The 18634-nt window shown below is 39.1% G+C and carries 17 protein-coding genes; 13 read left to right on the top strand and 4 right to left on the bottom strand.

Annotated elements, in window-relative coordinates:
* Nucleotides 1–70: 70 nt before the first annotated feature.
* The 6 genes from HS960_RS13500 to HS960_RS13475 all read left to right on the top strand — a co-directional run bounded on the left by HS960_RS13500 (nucleotide 71) and on the right by HS960_RS13475 (nucleotide 8197).
* Entirely contained in the window at nucleotides 71–3412 is a 3342-nt protein-coding gene (locus HS960_RS13500) for a SusC/RagA family TonB-linked outer membrane protein (RefSeq protein ID WP_228280331.1), read from the top strand.
* 12 nt (nucleotides 3413–3424) lie between these two features.
* On the top strand, nucleotides 3425–5020 hold the full coding sequence (locus HS960_RS13495) for a SusD/RagB family nutrient-binding outer membrane lipoprotein (RefSeq protein ID WP_153845029.1): 1596 nt from the start codon (nucleotides 3425–3427) through the stop codon (nucleotides 5018–5020).
* A gap of 68 nt (nucleotides 5021–5088) precedes the next feature.
* Nucleotides 5089–5571 carry a hypothetical protein gene (locus tag HS960_RS13490; protein ID WP_075991653.1) on the top strand — a complete coding sequence of 161 codons (483 nt, stop codon included), beginning with the start codon at nucleotides 5089–5091 and terminating at the stop codon, nucleotides 5569–5571.
* Nucleotides 5572–5798: 227 nt separating this feature from the next.
* Nucleotides 5799–6356 (top strand): RNA polymerase sigma factor, encoded by a 558-nt coding sequence (locus HS960_RS13485; protein WP_153845028.1) that lies wholly within the window; start codon nucleotides 5799–5801, stop codon nucleotides 6354–6356.
* Nucleotides 6346–7167 (top strand): hypothetical protein, encoded by an 822-nt coding sequence (locus HS960_RS13480; protein WP_153845027.1) that lies wholly within the window; start codon nucleotides 6346–6348, stop codon nucleotides 7165–7167. Before HS960_RS13485 ends, HS960_RS13480 begins: the two co-directional genes overlap by 11 nt.
* Nucleotides 7168–7264: 97 nt before the next feature.
* Nucleotides 7265–8197, top strand: coding sequence for a DUF4097 family beta strand repeat-containing protein (locus HS960_RS13475; protein WP_153845026.1), 933 nt, complete (start codon nucleotides 7265–7267; stop codon nucleotides 8195–8197).
* Between the two features lie 53 nt (nucleotides 8198–8250).
* On the opposite strand, the gene HS960_RS13470 is transcribed toward HS960_RS13475, so the two are convergent.
* From HS960_RS13470 to HS960_RS13460, 3 genes are all read right to left on the bottom strand, one after another.
* A complete protein-coding gene (locus HS960_RS13470; protein WP_228280329.1) occupies nucleotides 8251–8961 on the bottom strand; it encodes a class I SAM-dependent methyltransferase in 711 nt (236 codons plus the stop codon).
* Nucleotides 8945–10126 carry a nicotinate phosphoribosyltransferase gene (pncB, locus tag HS960_RS13465; RefSeq protein ID WP_153845025.1) on the bottom strand — a complete coding sequence of 394 codons (1182 nt, stop codon included), beginning with the start codon at nucleotides 10124–10126 and terminating at the stop codon, nucleotides 8945–8947. The genes HS960_RS13470 and pncB overlap by 17 nt, the downstream gene beginning before the upstream one ends.
* Nucleotides 10127–10286: 160 nt before the next feature.
* Complete coding sequence (locus HS960_RS13460) at nucleotides 10287–11861, bottom strand: DUF6600 domain-containing protein (protein ID WP_159729259.1); 1575 nt, start codon at nucleotides 11859–11861, stop codon at nucleotides 10287–10289.
* 256 nt (nucleotides 11862–12117) lie between these two features.
* Here HS960_RS13460 and HS960_RS13455 point away from each other — a divergent pair, with 256 nt between their 5' ends.
* The 6 genes from HS960_RS13455 (at nucleotide 12118) to HS960_RS13430 (ending at nucleotide 16260) form a co-directional block, all read left to right on the top strand.
* On the top strand, nucleotides 12118–12876 hold the full coding sequence (locus HS960_RS13455; protein ID WP_075991659.1) for an MlaE family ABC transporter permease: 759 nt from the start codon (nucleotides 12118–12120) through the stop codon (nucleotides 12874–12876).
* Nucleotides 12877–12882: 6 nt separating this feature from the next.
* The gene (locus tag HS960_RS13450; RefSeq protein ID WP_120336563.1) at nucleotides 12883–13656 is read left to right on the top strand and encodes an ABC transporter ATP-binding protein; all 774 of its coding nucleotides are present in this window, start codon (nucleotides 12883–12885) and stop codon (nucleotides 13654–13656) included.
* Nucleotides 13657–13661: 5 nt separating this feature from the next.
* Nucleotides 13662–14666 carry an MlaD family protein gene (locus tag HS960_RS13445; protein ID WP_153845023.1) on the top strand — a complete coding sequence of 335 codons (1005 nt, stop codon included), beginning with the start codon at nucleotides 13662–13664 and terminating at the stop codon, nucleotides 14664–14666.
* Between the two features lie 141 nt (nucleotides 14667–14807).
* A complete protein-coding gene (locus HS960_RS13440) occupies nucleotides 14808–15509 on the top strand; it encodes an RluA family pseudouridine synthase (protein WP_153845022.1) in 702 nt (233 codons plus the stop codon).
* Nucleotides 15510–15536: 27 nt separating this feature from the next.
* Nucleotides 15537–15800, top strand: coding sequence for a hypothetical protein (locus tag HS960_RS13435; protein ID WP_153845021.1), 264 nt, complete (start codon nucleotides 15537–15539; stop codon nucleotides 15798–15800).
* A gap of 109 nt (nucleotides 15801–15909) precedes the next feature.
* Nucleotides 15910–16260 (top strand): DUF983 domain-containing protein, encoded by a 351-nt coding sequence (locus HS960_RS13430; RefSeq protein ID WP_227550108.1) that lies wholly within the window; start codon nucleotides 15910–15912, stop codon nucleotides 16258–16260.
* Between the two features lie 20 nt (nucleotides 16261–16280).
* On the opposite strand, the gene HS960_RS13425 is transcribed toward HS960_RS13430, so the two are convergent.
* The gene (locus tag HS960_RS13425; RefSeq protein ID WP_153845020.1) at nucleotides 16281–16571 is read right to left on the bottom strand and encodes a DUF4286 family protein; all 291 of its coding nucleotides are present in this window, start codon (nucleotides 16569–16571) and stop codon (nucleotides 16281–16283) included.
* A gap of 177 nt (nucleotides 16572–16748) precedes the next feature.
* Between HS960_RS13425 and HS960_RS13420 the strand changes: the two genes are divergently transcribed.
* Nucleotides 16749–18629, top strand: coding sequence for an alpha/beta hydrolase family protein (locus HS960_RS13420; protein WP_153845019.1), 1881 nt, complete (start codon nucleotides 16749–16751; stop codon nucleotides 18627–18629).
* Nucleotides 18630–18634: the final 5 nt, after the last annotated feature.

Raw genomic sequence — 18634 nt, 5'->3', positions numbered from 1 at the left:
AAAAATGATTAACCAAAAGCAGCAACATTGGGGCGTGCTGCTTAATATTAATTTTAACCAACACTAAAATATGATTAAAAATTGCTTATTGCAAATGCGCAATGGATATATTGTGCATTTTAGATTCATTATCCGGATGAAACTAGCCTTAATTATGACTACGTGTGCTGTTATGAATGTTTCGGCAAATGTATTTTCCCAACAAAAAGTATCCTTGGATGTCCAAAAAACAAAACTGAGCAAGGTACTTAAAATGATCGAAGAGCAAAGTGATTATTACTTTGTCTATAATTCGACGAATGAAAATTTAAATAAAGAGGTGTCAGTCAATGCAAATAATACCAAGGTATTGGATGTGTTGGCTAAGCTTTTTAATAAAAGTGGATTGGTTTATTCCGTTTCTAAGGAGGGGCTTGTGGTTGTCAGTCAACAGCAGCAGGTGGCTGTCGCAGGTGTCGTCACTGACGATAAAGGCAATCCCTTAGCTGGTGCTACGGTACGTGTTAAGGGAACCGCGGTGGGACGTGCAACAGATATCAATGGACGCTTTATGATCGATGCGGCAACAGGAAACACCTTAATTATTTCTTTTGCGGGTTACACTTCGCAAGAAGTAGCCGTAACCAAAGAGGGTGATCTGAAAATTGTTTTATTGGAAGATAATCGGATGCTCAATGAGGTTGTTGTGACGGCATTGGGTATGAAGAAAGAGAAGCGCTCATTGGGGTATTCTGTTACGCAGGTTGCCGGTGAATCGCTAACCACAGCCCGTGAAAATAATGTGATGAATTCACTCGTTGGAAAGGTGGCCGGGTTGGATATCAGTTCTACTTCTGGCGGTGCCGGAGCTGCGTCCAATGTGACCATCCGCGGGGTATCGAGTTTGAACCAGACAAATCAACCATTATACGTAATTAATGGTATTCCTATGGAAAGTAAGCCGGTAGGTATCGGAAATGCCAATTCCAAAGGAAACTCAGGAAGCCAATGGGATAATGCACCCGATCTTGGTGATGCAATTGGCAATATCAACCCAGACGATATTGAAAGTATTTCAGTACTGAAAGGTGCTGCCGCATCTGCATTATATGGTTCAAGAGCCAAGGCAGGGGTTATCCTTATTACAACAAAATCAGGAAAAGGCAATTCGATCGATTTTAATAGTAACCTTGTTGCCGAGCAAATTATAGACAACACGAATTGGCAAACAGTCTATGGTCAGGGGGCAAACGGTGAGAAGCCAACGACCCAAGCAGGCGCAGCCCAAGTGGGAGGTTCAAGCTGGGGAGCTAAATTAGATGGAACACCAGTCGTACAATTTGATGGAGCTTCAAGACCTTATTCATTACAAAAGGGAAATTTAGATCGGTTTTACCGCACTGGTTCGACATGGACTAATACATTAGCGTTAAATAAATCATTTGATGGTGGCTCTATTCGTCTGTCAGGAACAGATGTCAATAACAGGTCAGTTGTTCCAAATTCGGGACTGAAAAGACAGTCGTTCAATTTGGTCGGACTTTTTGAGCCACTTAAAGGATTGACGATCGATGCACGCTATAATATGATTCTGGAGCAGGTCAAAAATCGTCCAATGGTTTCTGACGGTGCTGGAAATGCCAATTACAACGTCATGTTTTTGCCAACGAGCATCAATATAAACGATTTGAAGCCATGGAAAGATGACAATGGAAAAGAGATCCTCTATAATTCGGGTAATGTGTATGCAACCAACCCTTGGTTTGCAGCAAATGAGTTTATCAATAATACGAACCGGGATCGTTCGATCGCTTCCGTAACAGCAAAGTATACCATGGGTAATGGTTTGTTTGTTCAGGGTAGGGCAGGAAGAGATGGTTATACCGATCATTATAAGAATGTTGTTCCATCTGGAACCGGCTATTATGAGAATGGTAAAATTGCAGAGCAGGAAACTAAATTTGCAGATATTAATGCCGATGTTTTGGTCGGTAAGTCATTCACTTTCGGAGATTATAGCCTTACACCTAATCTTGGTGCGAGTTACCGAAATACTAAAATCAGACAGACGACCAATTTAGGTGCCGACTTCGCGATATTTGGTGTGTATAATATTTTGAACGCAAAAAATAAGTCGGTAGCGTATCTCGAAAGTGAATCGGAGACGCAGTCTACTTATGGTACCTTAGAATTTGCTTATAAAGATATAGCCTATTTGACTGGTAGTTTACGCTCTGATTGGTTTTCTACCTTAGCTACACCTGGAGTAGATAATAAATTAAACTCTGTTTATCCCGCAATCTCAGGTTCATTTATCTTTTCAGAATATCTAAAACCATCATGGTTGAGCTTTGGAAAGTTGAGAGCAGGTTTTGCTCAGGTAGGACAGGCAACAGATCCTTATCAAACCTTGTTAACCTATAATTTTAGAAGTGAAGTACTCAACGGACAACCTTTAGGGGTTATTAACAATGTGAATATTCCGAACTCTTCCTTAAAAGCTTCTACAGCAACAGAGTTGGAAATCGGAACGGAGTTGCGTCTTTTTAATGATCGTGTAAATTTGGATCTAACATGGTATAACAAAAAGTCGAAAGATGAAATTTCCTTTATCACAACGCCTTCCGCAAGCGGTTATGCTGGTGCCGTACTCAATGCCGGTAAAATGCAAAATAAGGGATTTGAAGCATTGATTTCAGCCACAGTTGTCAAAACGGAAGATTTTAAATGGGTATCCTCATTGAATGGTTCTTACAACGACAATAAAGTGATTTCATTGGCTGAGGGAATGGACGAACAGACGGTAGCGACTTCGCGTTCGGGTGTAGGTTACTTAATGAATAAAGTTGGTATGCCTGCTTTCCAGATCATGGCTTTCGATTATAAATACGATAGTAATGGTGAGATCGTAAAATTGGCCGATGGTTCTCCTGACCGGGGTGAGTTAAAGTCCTATGGTTCGGCAATGAATAAATGGTTTGCTGGCTGGAATAATGAGTTTAGCTACAAAAGGTTCAATTTTTCTTTCTTGGTTGATGGAAAATGGGGTGGAAAGCTTTTCTCGGGAACAGATTATTACGGTTATATTTTTGGATTACATCAGGAAACTGTGGCTGATCGTGAAAGCTTGGGCAGAACAGCTTCTACCTATTATACCAATACGGCAAATAATGTATCTAAGATATTTGTAAACAGCGCTGATTTTGTGAAATTGAGACAGGTCGTTATGGGCTATACTTTCCCATCCAATCTATTTAATAACAAAGTTAAGTCGATTACAGTAAGTGCTGTAGCGCGCAATCTCTGGACGATCATGAAGAAAACAAATAACATAGATCCAGAATCGAGCTATAATGCAACTTTCCCCGGCTTAGAGCTTGGAGGTGTACCAGCAGTACGTACTTACGGTGTTAATTTAAGTGTTAAATTCTAATTGCAAACAATCATGAAAAGATATATTAAACCGGTAGTTATTAGTTTAATGGCAGCGACATTATTTATGGAAAGTAGCTGTACAAAAGATTTTGATAAGATAAATACAGATCCAGTTGCTTATGGTAAAGAAAATTGGGATCCAAATTATACATTGAGCTCTGCACAATTATTTTACACAGGAAGTTTTGATTTTGCATACGATACATGGCGTGGAAATCTAATTTACTCGTCGACAATGATGCAGGGTTTATCGACTGTAGTGAGTTATTGGGCCGGCGATAAATATATGCTGAATGAAAGCTATACCGCGGCGTATTGGGGTACGGGTACAGTTGGGGCCTATATTGAGCAGGTTCGTAATATTGTGGATGTGGTTGAGTTTACAAAAGACAAACCAAAATATGCAAATCTGTATAATGTCGCACGTATTTGGAAAGCTTTAATTTTTGCTCGCTTAACTGATTTGTATGGGGATGTTCCCTATTTGGAGGCGGGACTGGGTTTTTATACCAAAGTTTATAAACCGAAGTATGATAAGCAGCAGGACATCTATAACGATTTGCTAAAGGAACTTGAAACGGCTACTGCAGCATTAAAGGATGATGGTGATAAAGTCACTGGTGATGTTATTTATAAAGGTGATATTGCCAAATGGCGTAAATTTGGCAATTCTCTGCTCTTACGCACAGCGATGCGTTTGGTTAAAGTAGACGAATCTAAAGCGAAGGAATATGTGCAGAAGGCTGCGGGTAAGACAATGGACAGTAATGCCGACAATGCTTTTATTTTACATGATGAATCAGGATCTAGAGTCACTCAGAATAGAAACAGCCAGGTTTTATTGGGCGATGGTGGCCAAGAGAATTATTATGTAAAATGGTCTAAAACGTTTATTGACTATTTAAAAAGCAACAATGACCCGAGGTTGCAAAAGGTTGCTGTTACAAAGCTATATTTATCAGAAAAGGACAAAACACAGAACGGGAGTTTTATCACAGATCCAACCAAGCAAAAGGGGATGCCGAATGGAAAAGATTTGGGATCAAATGCACAGTATAACATCAGTAGCGACCCAAGTTATACGACCTTTGCAGAATATTCTTCGCCCAATCCTAATATGATCAAGCGGACTGGTGCGACATTTATTTTGACCTATGGCGAATCCGAGTTGCTTTTGGCTGAGGCAGCCCAACGTTGGGGAATAGCTGGTAGTGCAAGCGATCATTATAAAAAAGGTGTGAAGGCAAGTATTACCTATCTGAATCAGTATGATGGTTCCTTAGCAATAAGTGATGCTGATGCTGAGACTTATTTGGCTGCGAATCCATTTAATGCTGCTGATGCCTTAAAACAGATCAATACCCAATACTGGGCACATACCATAACAATGATGGATTTTTATGAAACTTGGAGCAACTGGCGTAGAAGCGGCTATCCAGCGTTAACTCCGGTGAATTATCCAGGAAATGCTACTTCGGGGACTATTCCAAGAAGATTCCCTTATCCTTCTACTGAAGCGGCTATCAATGGCGAAAACTACAGAGCAGCTTCGGCCGCAGTACCTGGCGGAGATAAGTTGTCTGGTCGAGTTTGGTGGGATAAATAATTACAATGGTTTGTTTTTGATTGAGGCTGAACTTTCGTAGTTTGGCCTCTTTAAACCTTTTATAAAATATGATAAACCTAAAAAATCAACTGCTATTTGCGATTGCGATTTCCTGTCTTGTTTTTTCATGTAAAAATACTACCGAAAAGAAGGATGTGGATGCCGTAAAAGCCAAGTCCTTGACCGGTACCTATAAGCTTATTGAAAGCAAAACAATCAAAGGGAAAGATACGGTAACTGCTTTTACGGACACGAGCAAAACCGAAATGTTTAAAATGTTCAATGATGACCATTTTTCCTTTTTTAACCACGATAAGGAAAAAGGTAAAGGTAAAGAACCGCTGTTTGTCGCAGGCGGGGGCACCTATTCTTTTGATGGTGTCAACTATCAAGAAAGATTACAATATTGTTCAATGCGCGATTGGGAAAGTAATAAGTTTGATTTTCAACTTACTTTAAAAGGAGATACATTGGTTCAGACCGGTGAGGAAAACTTACCTGAATTGGGAGTTAAACATACCATTGTGGAGACCTATCTAAAAGTTAAATAATCGATAATCTTATACCTGGAGTTTTAAAATCCTTATTAAGTTTATTTTATTAATGCAGACACTCAAGTTCATCCTTGAGTGTTTTTTGTTGAAAAGGGACCCTTTAATGGGCTTTTGTGCATTTTTAGAATTATTTTAGAAAAAAAATAAAATTATATTGCAACATTTTCAGCAGAGCCCCGACTACATAGTAGAAACATAAGAATTAACAGTATTAATTTTATAACGTGCAAAATCAGCTTAGCGATAAAGATTTATTAGCGATGTGCCAAACGGGCAATGAGTCTGGGTTTGCACAGCTCTATCATCGGTATGCAAAAAAGATTTTTAATTCTATTTATCGGATTTTGTCCAATCAGGAAGAAAGTGAAGATATTTTACAGGAAACCTTTGTTGACTTTTTTTCAAGATCAGATAAATGGCATTTAGTTCTCAGTGTGGAAGCCTGGTTGAGAAGGATGGGGGTGAATAAGGCAATCTCACTGTTACGGAAGAATAAGCAATATTTTACGCCGGTGGATGATTTGGAAATTAAGGATGATGGCGAAGACGAATTGCTGGAAAAAGAATGGCGTGAATGTCGTTTGACAGATTTGGAGAATGTGATCGATCAATTGACAGGCGTGCCTAAGATGGTCGTTAATCTTTACCTGTTTGAAAACATGAGCCATGATGAAGTTGCGGAAACATTGGGGATGACAGCGGTTGCTGTACGTAGTCAATATCACCGTGCTAAAAAGAAAATTTACGAAGAATTGAAGGAAAGGTATAATTATGCGGGATAATTTAAAAGATTTTGTAAACGCTAATCGGGAGGCATTTGATCAGAGAGAACCTTCGGCTGACTTATGGAATAAAATAAGACCACAAGTAGTTCCCCCTGTTCAGGAAAGAAAGATTAAGCCTTTATGGAAGTGGGCTAGTATTGCGGCAGCAGCCCTTTTAGTGGGGACAGCAACTTTTATTGCTTTTAATCAACAACGAGAAATAGAAGTAGAAAAGCCTGTAGCTGCGGTACATCCTATTACTGTTCCGGAAAAAGAAGACAATGCAAAAGCAGTTGATGCTGAGGTGATGGGAATTGATACTGGAGGCCAAGAGACTTTAGCTCCTGTTAAGGCAATCGCCGGTATCGAAAGCAAAGGAAAACAATTGGCAAAAGTAAGCGTATTGGAAGCTGCTCATCGTGAAATGGAAGAGAAAATGGATTACGTTCAGATGCTTCAGGATTCGAGTTCCGCAAGCACGCGTTTAAGTGCTGTCTTGGCGATGAAAGATGGGGGTAAGTTAGATCGCAATAGTGTGGGAGCTTTGGAAAAGACAGCTGTGTCAGATCAAAGTAGTAATGTCCGCATGGCTGCAATCGAAACCATATTAAGTGGACTTAGCCCAGAAGAACGTCAGCAGAAAGTTCAGGACTTATTTGTGGAGCAAAATGATCCCACTTTACAAATGGAACTGATGCAAATGATGGCCCAACAGGAGGATCCGACGATGAAAGCAACAACAAAAGAAAAGTTAAATGAAATTGTGGAAGATCCATTTACCCTGAAATTTGTGAAGGAGCAAGCATATGCGGTATTATTAAATCAATAATAGGATATATTAAGGTAGAAGTCAGATTGTGTAGGTTAATCTATGAAAAAGCTTAAAATGCATTATTTGACAAATAATGAAGACAAACTAAAACGAAATGAAAAAGATAAGGATAATGATGATTGGGGTCGCACTGATCTTTGCAAGCGCATTGCAGGCCCAGGTAAATGAAACTGTAGAAAGTGTGGCTGCACCAAAACCTCCTAATCCTCCTAAAAAGGCTAGAGCGGTTTCAGGAGTTGTTGTTAGTAATAGTAATAATTTTACATACAGTTCTGCCGGATTCGGCCGTGAAAAGGGACCGAAAAACTGGAAAGAAATTAAAGTGCCCAACTTGGGAAATAAGCTTTTACTAAAATTGGATAATGTTTATATTGAAGGTTATAAGGGGAAAGATGTGCTGATTACAGCCAAGGTGGAGGAAAGTGAAGAAAATGACCGCGCAAAAGGCCTACGTGTGATCAATGGCTCGGGATTATCGGATAATTCAGGACTTGGTATGAATATCAAGACAGAAGGTGGAGTGACGGAAATAAGTATGGTAGGGATGCCCTTAGAGGATTCTATTCGTATCAAGATACCAATGGATTTACCTGTGACGATCAAAGGAGGGCGTGGAGCCATGTTTAATGCTGGAGTTATCGAATTAAAAGATATACGGGCTGAGGTTGAAGTTGCTAGTACGATAGGCGACGTGAATTTATTGAATGTTACCGGGCCGATCAATGTAAAGGTTTCACAGGGAGATGTTACAGCCAAATTTGTTCAACCTGTCAAAGGACCGATTTCTTTAGTCGCTGCTATGGGCGCCGTAGATGTTGCCTTCCCAAAGAATTTCGGAGCTAATGTGGATGTAAAATCTGCTATGGGGAATATCTATGCCGCGGAGGAATTTCAATTCGAAAAACCTGCCGAGGAAGCCAAATCAACTCCTATGGGTAACGCCGTGAAAGGCAAAATGAATGGTGGTGGACAGGATGTTATTTTAAAAACATCTATGGGAGATATCTACATAAGAACACAGAAATAATAGATATAAGAACACAGAAATAATAAAAAAAATAGCTTGTTATAAACAACAGGCTATTTTTTTAGTTCCATGCGGACGAGGTATTGATCATTCTCATCTTCATATAAAATTTGGACAACCCAACCCAGTTCGTGTGAAATTTTGATCAATAAATCCTGGTCTAAATAGAGCCATTTGAAAAGATTTCCTCGAGTCCCTTTGTACTCATACTGGTATTGAATTTCCCCAAAATAATGCGCTGGTTTTTTGATGTTGTAATCTTTGTACAAATAACTGATGTCTGAAGAGTCAAAAATCAGTTGGCCATTTTCAGTCAGTAACTCTTTACTATGTTGTAATAGTTTTCGAAAACCATCTACATCGCCGGCAAGACCTATTCCGTTCATTAAAAGCAATAGCGTATCATATTTTTGGCCTTCGAATTTAAAGAAATCTTCGCAGATAATATGTTGTACCCCGCGTTGTTGCATAATATGACAAGCGGTTTGCGAGAGTTCCAGTGCATCTACTTCAAAACCTTTTTCTTGTAGGTACAGGCTATGGCTGCCAACTCCGGCTCCAACATCAAGTACACGTCCATCACATAAAGATAGACCAATAAATTCCAGTTCAGGAAAATCATCGGGTTCCCGAAAGAAAATCTCGACGGGCATTTCATCTTGGTCGCCATAACTTGTATGGAGTATTAAAGGGAACTTTTCTTCTTGATGTACAAAGTAATCATCTAAGGCCTCACCGTATACATCTCTATGCATTGTCATCATCAATCATTAATACTTTTTTTGCAATATATATGGAGTCCTCATCTCCTGTATGTTTCATTGGTTCGTCAGATAGTTTGATAACTGGTGTCCATTGATCATCTTCTGGCAAAGCATCAGTCATCTTAATGACGATATTCATGGGTTTGAGTCCCACATCATTGGTGAAATTGGTACCAACGCCAAAGGAATGCAAGATTTTCCCCTCACAGTAGCTCGCGATTCTTTCGACCTTCTCATAGTCTAGGCCATCCGAGAATATGATTGTCTTTGAGAGGGGATTGATTCCATTTTTCTTATAGTGTGCAATAACCTTATCTGTAAATTCAAGTGGGTCGCCGCTATCGTGACGGACTCCATCAAATAATTTGGTTAACTTTTTATCAAATTGCTGAAAGAAAACTTCTGTAGTATAGGTGTCCGACAGTGCTATTCCGAGGTCACCCCGGTAGACATCAGACCAATGTTCAAGGCCAAGTAGATTGGCCATTTTATAACCGTATTTGGCGGCGTGAAACATAAACCATTCATGGGCGTGTGTGCCAATTGGTTTCGTCTCATATTTCATTGCTAAATGTACATTGCTGGTCCCTATAAATGTTTTTTCGCCATATTGCTTCAGTGTGCGAACGACCATATCATGGACTTCATAAGAATGACGCCTGCGGGTGCCAAAATCAGCAATTGTGATATTGAGTTTTTTATATTTTTCGATTTTATCTTTGGCCGTGGCGATTACTTCTGCATCCGAGGCACGTTGTAAACCTTGGGATTCATAAAAAAGTTCACAGATGAGCGACATCAACGGAACCTCCCAAAGAATAGTACGGTACCAGTACCCTTCGATAATGACTTCAAGGTCGGGGCCATCCTGGAATATTTTGATCTCTTCGGGATCGTAGCGATAACCTTGAAGAAAGTCAAAATAGGTGGGGTCTATATAAGGACAAGTTCTGGCAAAAAAAGACTTTTCTGCTTTTGTTAACTTCAAATTAGCCATTTCATTGACGGCCTCCTTCAGGAGTACGTCAAAACCATCGGGAAATTTATGATGTCCCCGGTTAATAAAATGATAACGTGCCTTGGCCTTTGGAAACAACTTAACCACAGCATGCTGCATGGTGAATTTGTAAAAGTCATTATCTAATATAGAGGTAAATGAAGCCATCTTTATCGATCTGTTTTTTTGTTTGAAGCGGTAAATTTACTAATTAACGTGAAAATGTATGGATTGTTCATGATAAATATAAAAAGACATGTATATAAAAGGCGGGTAAAATTTTTTATTTTACCCGCCTCATTTGACTTATTATTTTATTCGGCTGTCATTATCTTGTTCTAGATCTTTCTGATCCTTGTGAAGAACGTCCAGAGCTACGTTCACCTGAGCTTTCTGAAGACCTTGATCGAGATACGGACGATGAATTGTCTGTATTTGATCTACTTCTTGTGTTTTCGTAGCTCCGATTTTGAGTTGGTTGTGCTACAGGTTGCGATACCGGTTGGCTCGAGCGGGTCCTGCTGCCAGCATCGTTATTTCCATTTTGAACAGGCTGCGATACTGGTTGGCTAGAACGTGTTCTGCTGCCATCATAATTTCCATTTCGTTGCGGTGTCGTTGTCGGTTGAACTACTCGTGGAGGCACAGTCTGATCATTGCTGTTCGCATTTGACCGCGAACGAGAATTATAATCTGTGTTTCTATTGTAGTCTGTACTTCTGCCGTTTACAACACCATTATTATCAACGGAGCCATTTTGTCTATCTCTACTGGTAGATGTAGGGTTGTTATTGTTTGAAGCATCCGATTGGCGACCTGATCGCGTTCTAAAATCATAGTTATTCGAATTAGGTTGTGTACCGTTCGTATTTCTATTTACAGTTCCATTGTCGCTGGTTCTCGTATTATTATTTGAACTACGGCTCGAGCCACCGCTGTTGGCATCATTACTAGACCTTACAGAAGCATTTCCACTGTTATCAATATATAACTCACGACTTCCTGATCTTGAGTCGATGTTATCTCGATTGCCGATGACACGATTGGTTCGATCTGAAATCTCACTATTGTTATTTCGTGTTCGGGTAGAAGCATCTACGACATTTGTAGGACGTGCAGAAGATCTTGTATTACGGTCTACATTTGGACGGTACATACTGATTTCATTACTACGATTGCTGCTACTGCGGGCAGACCCAGGTCTATCGACATTTGCTATTCTATTAACCGTTACGCTTCTTCCTGTCGAACGTTCGATGTCAGATCTTCGCGGTCCACCAACATAATAGTTGTTGTTTATTATCGTTGTATTGTTGATAATGGTGGTTCTGTTATAGATATTATTGTAATTTCTTCGATTAACGTAATACCTATCCATGTCCCTATTCATAAAGTGATTGACTCCCACAAATGTCCAGAAGTTCATCGGAATATTAACGGATACATTGATACTCATGCCCGGACCCATTGGTGCCCAACCGTAGTAGTCGTTACTTTGACGCCAATTTACCCATGCTGGTCCCCATTCATAGTCAGGAACCCATCCCCAACCATAACGGTCATTGTAGTTCCAACGACCATAGTGAAATGGAGCCCAACCCCAGTCATAGTTGGATACCCAGGTATTACCATAGTCGGTCATTGTCCAATAACCATTGGTGGCATAAGGCTGGAAGTTCGGGCCAACGTCCGGAATCCAAACATAGCCATAATTGGGGTCATTAACCCATTGTCCGTAAGGGGAGAGTTGATCATAGAACATCTGGAACGAAACTCCAGCATTGTTATAATTGTTATAACCATTATATCCACCCCGTTGGGCCATTGAAGTCGCGCAACTTGAAAAAGAAGCGATACCTATAAAACCAAGTACCCAATATTTTATGTTGCCTAAATTTTTCATGACTGTAATATTTAAAAGTGTGACAAAACTCTATTGTATTGTCTTTGTTATTATGACAGCATAACGTATAAAATGGTTTAATCGGTACACTGGAAATCTGATTTTTTTTATATAAAAGTCAAATTGATGATCTTTTTACATAAACGACAATTTTAGATACATATTTTTTATTTACCTTTACCGCTCGAATTGCTACGTGTTTGTTCAGCATAAGACGTGTTTTATGACACATTAATTTGAAATAGACATCATTTAAATGGCTAAAAAACTTCAGACTTTTTTTCTAGAATTCGCAAACATTCACCGTTTTTTGCTACGGTTTTGGCGCGAATTGGTAACTCCACCATATGAATTTAAAGAAATTGTCCGCCAGTGCTATGAAATAGGCTACAAATCTTTGCCTTTGATCAGTTTAACGGGATTTATTGTTGGATTTGTTTTTACAAAACAATCGCGTCCTTCTTTGGAAGAATTCGGGGCGACTTCGATGTTGCCTTCGCTTATTTCGATTGCTATTGTTCGTGCTCTTGCACCGCTGGTAACAGCTTTAATTGCTTCGGGTAAAGTGGGCTCGCAAATTGGTGCGGAACTAAGTTCGATGAATGTCACGGAGCAAATCGATGCCATGGAAGTTTCGGGAACTAATCCATATAAATATCTTATTGTAAGTAGAATATTAGCTACAACTATTGGAATTCCTGTACTATGTTTTTATGTAGCGGGTATAGGTCTTTTAGGTGGTTACCTAAGTATGATGAGTAAAGACGACTTAAGCTTTTTGAGTTTTTTTACGCAGGTATTTGAGACAATAGCATTTAAGGATTTAGGTGCTATGGTTTTGCGTGCGGTTATATTTGGTTTTACTATTGGAGCTGTAAGTTGTTATTGCGGTTATTTTTCTTCAAAGGGGACTGAAGGTGTGGGTAAGGCGGCCAATGCGGCCGTTGTCGCTTCGATGTTCCTTGTATTTATTGAGGAAATAATTATTGTTCAAGTTTTATCGTTCTTTGGATAGTGAGCTATGGAAAAGATTAAATCAACCATCGACCATTCGAAGCCGGTCATTGAAATTAGGGATGTTAGCAAATCTTTCGGTGATAATCACGTCCTACGTGGTGTCAACCTGGATTTATATAAAGAAGAAAATCTCGTTGTGCTTGGGCGTTCTGGAACAGGGAAATCAGTGTTGATCAAATTGATTTCGGGCTTATTAAGACCTGATGAGGGGACGATCAATGTTTTGGGAGAGTCAGTTCTTGAATTAAATGATCGCGAACTGCGTGAATTACGCTTGAAAATAGGGTTTTCTTTTCAGAATAGTGCACTTTATGACAGTATGACTGTGCGCGAAAATTTGGAATTTCCATTGGTTCGAAATAAACGGAACTTAACACGTTCGGAGATCAACCACGCTGTAGAAGAGGTTTTGGATGGAGTAGGGCTTTCGCAAGCTATCAATCAGATGCCATCGGAGTTGTCGGGTGGACAACGTAAACGAATTGGTATTGCGCGCACACTGATTCTTAGACCTGAAATCATGATGTACGATGAACCAACAGCAGGACTAGATCCGATCACTTGTTTGGAGATTAATGGATTGATTAATGAGGTTCAGGAGAGGTATAAAACAGCATCAATTATTATTACGCATGATTTAGCTTGTGCGAAAGAAGTGGGAGACCGTATTGTGATGTTGTTGGATGGCAAGTTTGAAAGACAGGGGTCTTTTGAAGAGATTTTTGATACAGATGACGCACGTGTAAGAGCGTTTTATAATTATAATTTTATTCTATAATATACATGAGTAAGGCAGAAAATAAAAGAGCAATCATTGTCGGTATTTTTGTTTTTTTAGGCGTATTGATTCTTTTAGCGGGTATTTTTGTTTTGGGTAGCCAGCAAAAGAAATTTACTAGAAATATCGAAATTACGACTTCATTTCCCGATGTCGCTGGATTGAAAGTGGGAAGTAATGTGTGGTTTTCTGGGGTTAAGGTAGGGATCATTAAGAATATACATTTTAAAAGCGTGCAGGATGTTGAGGTGGTATTGACAATCGAGGAGAAATCTGCTGAATATATTCGTAAAGATGCTGTAACAAAATTGGGCTCGGACGGTTTGATTGGTAACAAGATTGTAGTGATTTCTGGGGGGTCGCAAAATGCGCCAACAGTGGAGACGGGTGATTTCTTGCGTTCGGCGAAGACTGCGGACATGGAAGCAATGATGGAAACATTGCAGGTAAATAATGAAAACTTAGCAAAGATTACTACTGACTTTGTAGAAATATCACGTGGATTGGCGGACGGAAAAGGAATGGTTGGAGCGATGTTGACCGATACTTCTATGGTTAATACATTGCGTGCTACGTTATTGTCAATCAGTGCTGCAATGAATAATGCGAATAAAGCATCTGCTAATTTGGTTACCTTGACAAACTCTTTAAATAGCAATAAGGGCTTGATCCATGATTTAACGACTGATACCGCTATATTCTCTAACCTGCGTCAGTCTGCAGCGCAGTTGCAAGGAGTTTCTCAGACAGCAAATGCGTTGATAAACAATTTGAATAATGCTTCAAGTCGATTGAATGATAAAGATAATGCGGTGGGTGTGTTATTGAATGACCCGGCATCGGCAAATCAAATTAAATCGGCAATCAATAATTTAAATTCGAGCACATCCAAACTGGACGAGAATATGGAAGCGCTACAACATAATTTCTTGTTGCGTGGTTTCTTTAAAAAGAAGATGAAGGAAGATGCGAAAAAAGCTGAGTTGCTTAAAGCGGACACTGCAAAATAAGTTGTGTTAAAAAAGAACATAAGGAAAGGCTGTACGCTTGCGTAGGGCCTTTTTTAATAAATAATAGCGTCATTATGGGATCCAACTCAACAGGTATTAGCACTGTATAGCATTTGGATAACCCTTTTAGATTTGAAAGAAATGAATCACAGCGAAATAACCGATAAAGACGTCATTTACGAAGACAATCATCTCATAGCTATAAATAAGAAGGCCGGGGATATTGTGCAGGTGGATGAAACAGGAGACCTATCTTTAGAAGATATGGTGAAAGTATATTTGAAAAAGAAATATGATAAGCCAAATGAAGCATTTGTTGGTGTTATTCATCGATTAGATAGACCTGTTAGTGGTATGATTTTGTTCGCCAAAACAAGCAAGGCTCTAGAGCGAATGAATAAATTTTTTCAGGATAGACATGTGAAAAAGACCTATTTGGCAATAGTCAGACAGCGTCCGCGAAAAACTGAGGGGAAACTTATCAATTGGTTGGTTCGGAATAGACAAACAAGGGTAACAAAGGCCTTTCCACGCGAGGTGAAAGGCGGAAGTTATGCCGAGTTGGATTATACATTGGTGGGTGAGTTGAATGGATTCTATTTGCTGCGCGTAGAGCCTTTAACAGGTCGTACACATCAGATTCGTGCGCAACTTGCAGCGATGGGATGTCCTATTGTTGGTGATAATAAGTATGGATATCCAAGAGGTAGTTCTTTGGGCAGTATTTGTTTACATTCTCGTTCATTGGCCTTTACGCATCCAATAAAAAAGGATAAGATGGAATTGACCGCTTCTTTGCCGAAAGATGGCTTTTGGGATAAATTTGAATCTTTGGCACGCTAATCGTTAAAATTTCAGTACCTTTGTGTTATGAAATGGTTTAAATATTTACTCCTAATATTTACCTTAAGCTGCTCGGCTGTGTCTGTTTCGTACGGACAGTGTGCGATGTGTACATTGACCGCTGAGAATTCTACGAAGGAAGGAAATATGCAAGGAAGAGGTCTGAATGACGGTATTTTGTTTCTATTGGTAATACCTTATCTAGCTGCGGCGGGCCTTGGTTATTTATGGTATAAAAAATACCGTAAGAAGAACCCTGTAACAAAGAAATTTTTAAACGAAATAAAATAGATTCTTCATGCCCACATCCAAATTCCATGCAATGATACATTCCAAATGTCCGAAGTGTCATATTGGTAATGTATTTGTAGGAAAGGTATACAGTTTACACAAGCAGCATATGAATGATACTTGCCCTTATTGTGGTGTCAAGTACGAGGTTGAGCCGGGGTATTTCTATGCTGCCATGTATGTGAGTTATGCTTTGTCTGTCGCTGAGATTGTTACTGTATCTGTTGCTATCGCAATTTTGACCGGAAGCGAGTCTCCTTGGTCTTATCTGATTGGTCTAGCTGTAACTATTTTGGTCTTCGCACCTTTTAATTTTAGATATGCCCGTTTGATTTTACTTCATTTTTTAACGCCAAAAATCAGTTATGATCCGCGCTATGAATTGGCGGCAGAGATAGGTGAAAAGGATAATAAGAACCTTGAAGAAGATAGCAACGGTATTAATGATCTAAAAAAATAAAAGAGCTCCAAAGAGCTCTTTTATTTTTTTAGATACTTCATGGTACTGTCGAAAAGGAACACCTTGTCTTTATATACTTCCGAAATGAGTTGTTGTAATGGGATTAGATGTACTTGCTGAAAATCTGCTATATGGTCTTCTGAAGGGAGTACAACCTGAATGCAGTAGGTCATACCTTCATGTGGAGACTGGAGCATTTCCAGAAAATGCACTTGAAATTTTTGGGATTGCACGATATGATCCTGAATCCATGAAACGACCTCTTGATGGATTGTTTCTTCTGCTATAACGGAGACATTGTATAAAAACATATGCAAAAATACGCTATTTTTTTGCTATAAAAAAGATTCTAAAGGACAGAACCGAGATAAGTTTGAATATTACATTTAATTACTATATCTTGTAAAAATAAGGTTGCATTTCATGCAATTCCGTATTTAATTGCAATATTTGGAATAAATGATAAGGATGTATTTGGGATTATGAGGATGAAATTTTGGATAGGTTTGTTTTTTTCTGCCATGATCATGTTGGGGTGTCGACGACATAGTGTTGATCTTATTCCAATAAATCAATTTTTTTCTACACCTGAAAAATCAAATTTTAAGATTTCTCCAAATGGTCGATTTATAGCTTACATTGGCTTGGATAATCATTGTAAAAATATCTATTTAATAGATTTGATCAATAAGGATAGTTCCAAACAGCTTACTTATCAAAATGATATTAATGTAAAATCCTTCGCTTGGAACAATGATTCAAAAATTTCCTTTTTGACGGAACAATCTTCGCAGGATAGTTTACGTTTATATGCTGTGGACATCAACACAGAAAAGATTTGGCCATTGATTAAACCGGTACGAGGTCGGTTTCGATGGATTCATGCTATGGCGACCGGAGGGGATAGTTTTATAGCGGGAATCAATGACCGAGATTCCTCATTTTTTGACCTTTATCGTATCTATTTAGACGGGAGGCCACGGGAATTGGTTTTACAGAATCCCGGAAATATGAGTTCCTGGGTTGTATCTAATGATGGGCAGGTACGATTGGCTGTGGCCAACGATTCTGTACAGCAATCTGTGCTCTATAGAAGCTCAGAAAAAGAACCATTTAAAGAGATTATACGATGTGATGTTGAAAGTAGTTTTACTCCACTGGGTTATAAGGATAGTTCAAATGCCATTATTTATGCTTTATCTAATATAGACCGGGATAAACTAGCCTTGGTAAGTTATGATTTAGTAAATCAAAAAGAGCTGGGCGAGCTATATAGTCATAAAGATGTTGACGTGAGCCCTGGGGGGTATTTCACTGAACAGAATAAGCTGTTATTTGTCAATTATAGCACATCAAGACAGAACAGACATTTTTTTGATGAGGCTACCAAAGAGAAATATGATCAATTGTCGAAGCAGATTGATGGCTTTGAGTTTCAGGTATTGAACACTGATATTTCGGGGAATAAGGTCATTGTTAAAACCTATACGGACGTAAATCCGGGCGGGATTTATTTTTATGATTTTTCGACACAAAAATTAACGAAGCTAACAGATAATAATTCCGATCTAAAGGACAAAGAACTTTCGCCAAATGAGTATATCACTTATACCGCGAGAGATGGTATTCAGATTTCGGGTTATTTAACTTATCCCATTCATTCCAATCGCAAAAATCTGCCTATGGTTGTATTGCCCCACGATGGACCTAACGGACGGGAGGTTTGGGGATTTGATAATGAAGCGCAGTTTTTGGCAAACAGGGGCTATTTGGTTTTTCAGATGAACTATAGGGGATCGACTGGTTTTGGTAAGAAGTTTTGGACTGCTGGATTTAAAGAGTGGGGAGGGAAGATTCAGGATGATATTACCGATGGAGTGAAATGGTTGATTAAAGAAGGAATTGCTGATCGGGAACGTGTCGCTATTGTAGGGAAAGGTTTTGGGGGCTATTCGGCGCTACACGCTGCTTGTTTTAATTCTGATCTTTATAAATGTGCCGTGTCTTATTCCGGTTATACCAATCTGTTCACTTACTTTAGAGATATACCACCATATTTTAAATCGTATGTACAGAAAATGTATCAAGTAGTTGGGAATCCGATTCGGGAGGCTGAGCTATTTAAAAATATTTCACCTGTATTTCATTCGGATAAAGTAAAGATACCGGTGTTATTGGTACAGGGAGGAAAGGATAGGTTTAGTTCGGTAACAGATGCAAATCAATTTGTACAGAAATTAAAGAATAATAATATTCCCGTACAATACATCCTAAAAGAGGACGAGGATAGAACTTTTAAACGGGACGAGAATGTCTTTGGTTACTATAATGAGTTGGAGCGGTTTTTGGCGAAATATCTTGTAGACTAAGGGCG

It is taken from the genome of Sphingobacterium paramultivorum (genome assembly GCF_014109745.1).
In the GTDB taxonomy this organism is placed as follows: Bacteria; Bacteroidota; Bacteroidia; order Sphingobacteriales; family Sphingobacteriaceae; genus Sphingobacterium; species Sphingobacterium paramultivorum.
This window is presented reverse-complemented; position numbering and strand designations above follow the sequence as displayed.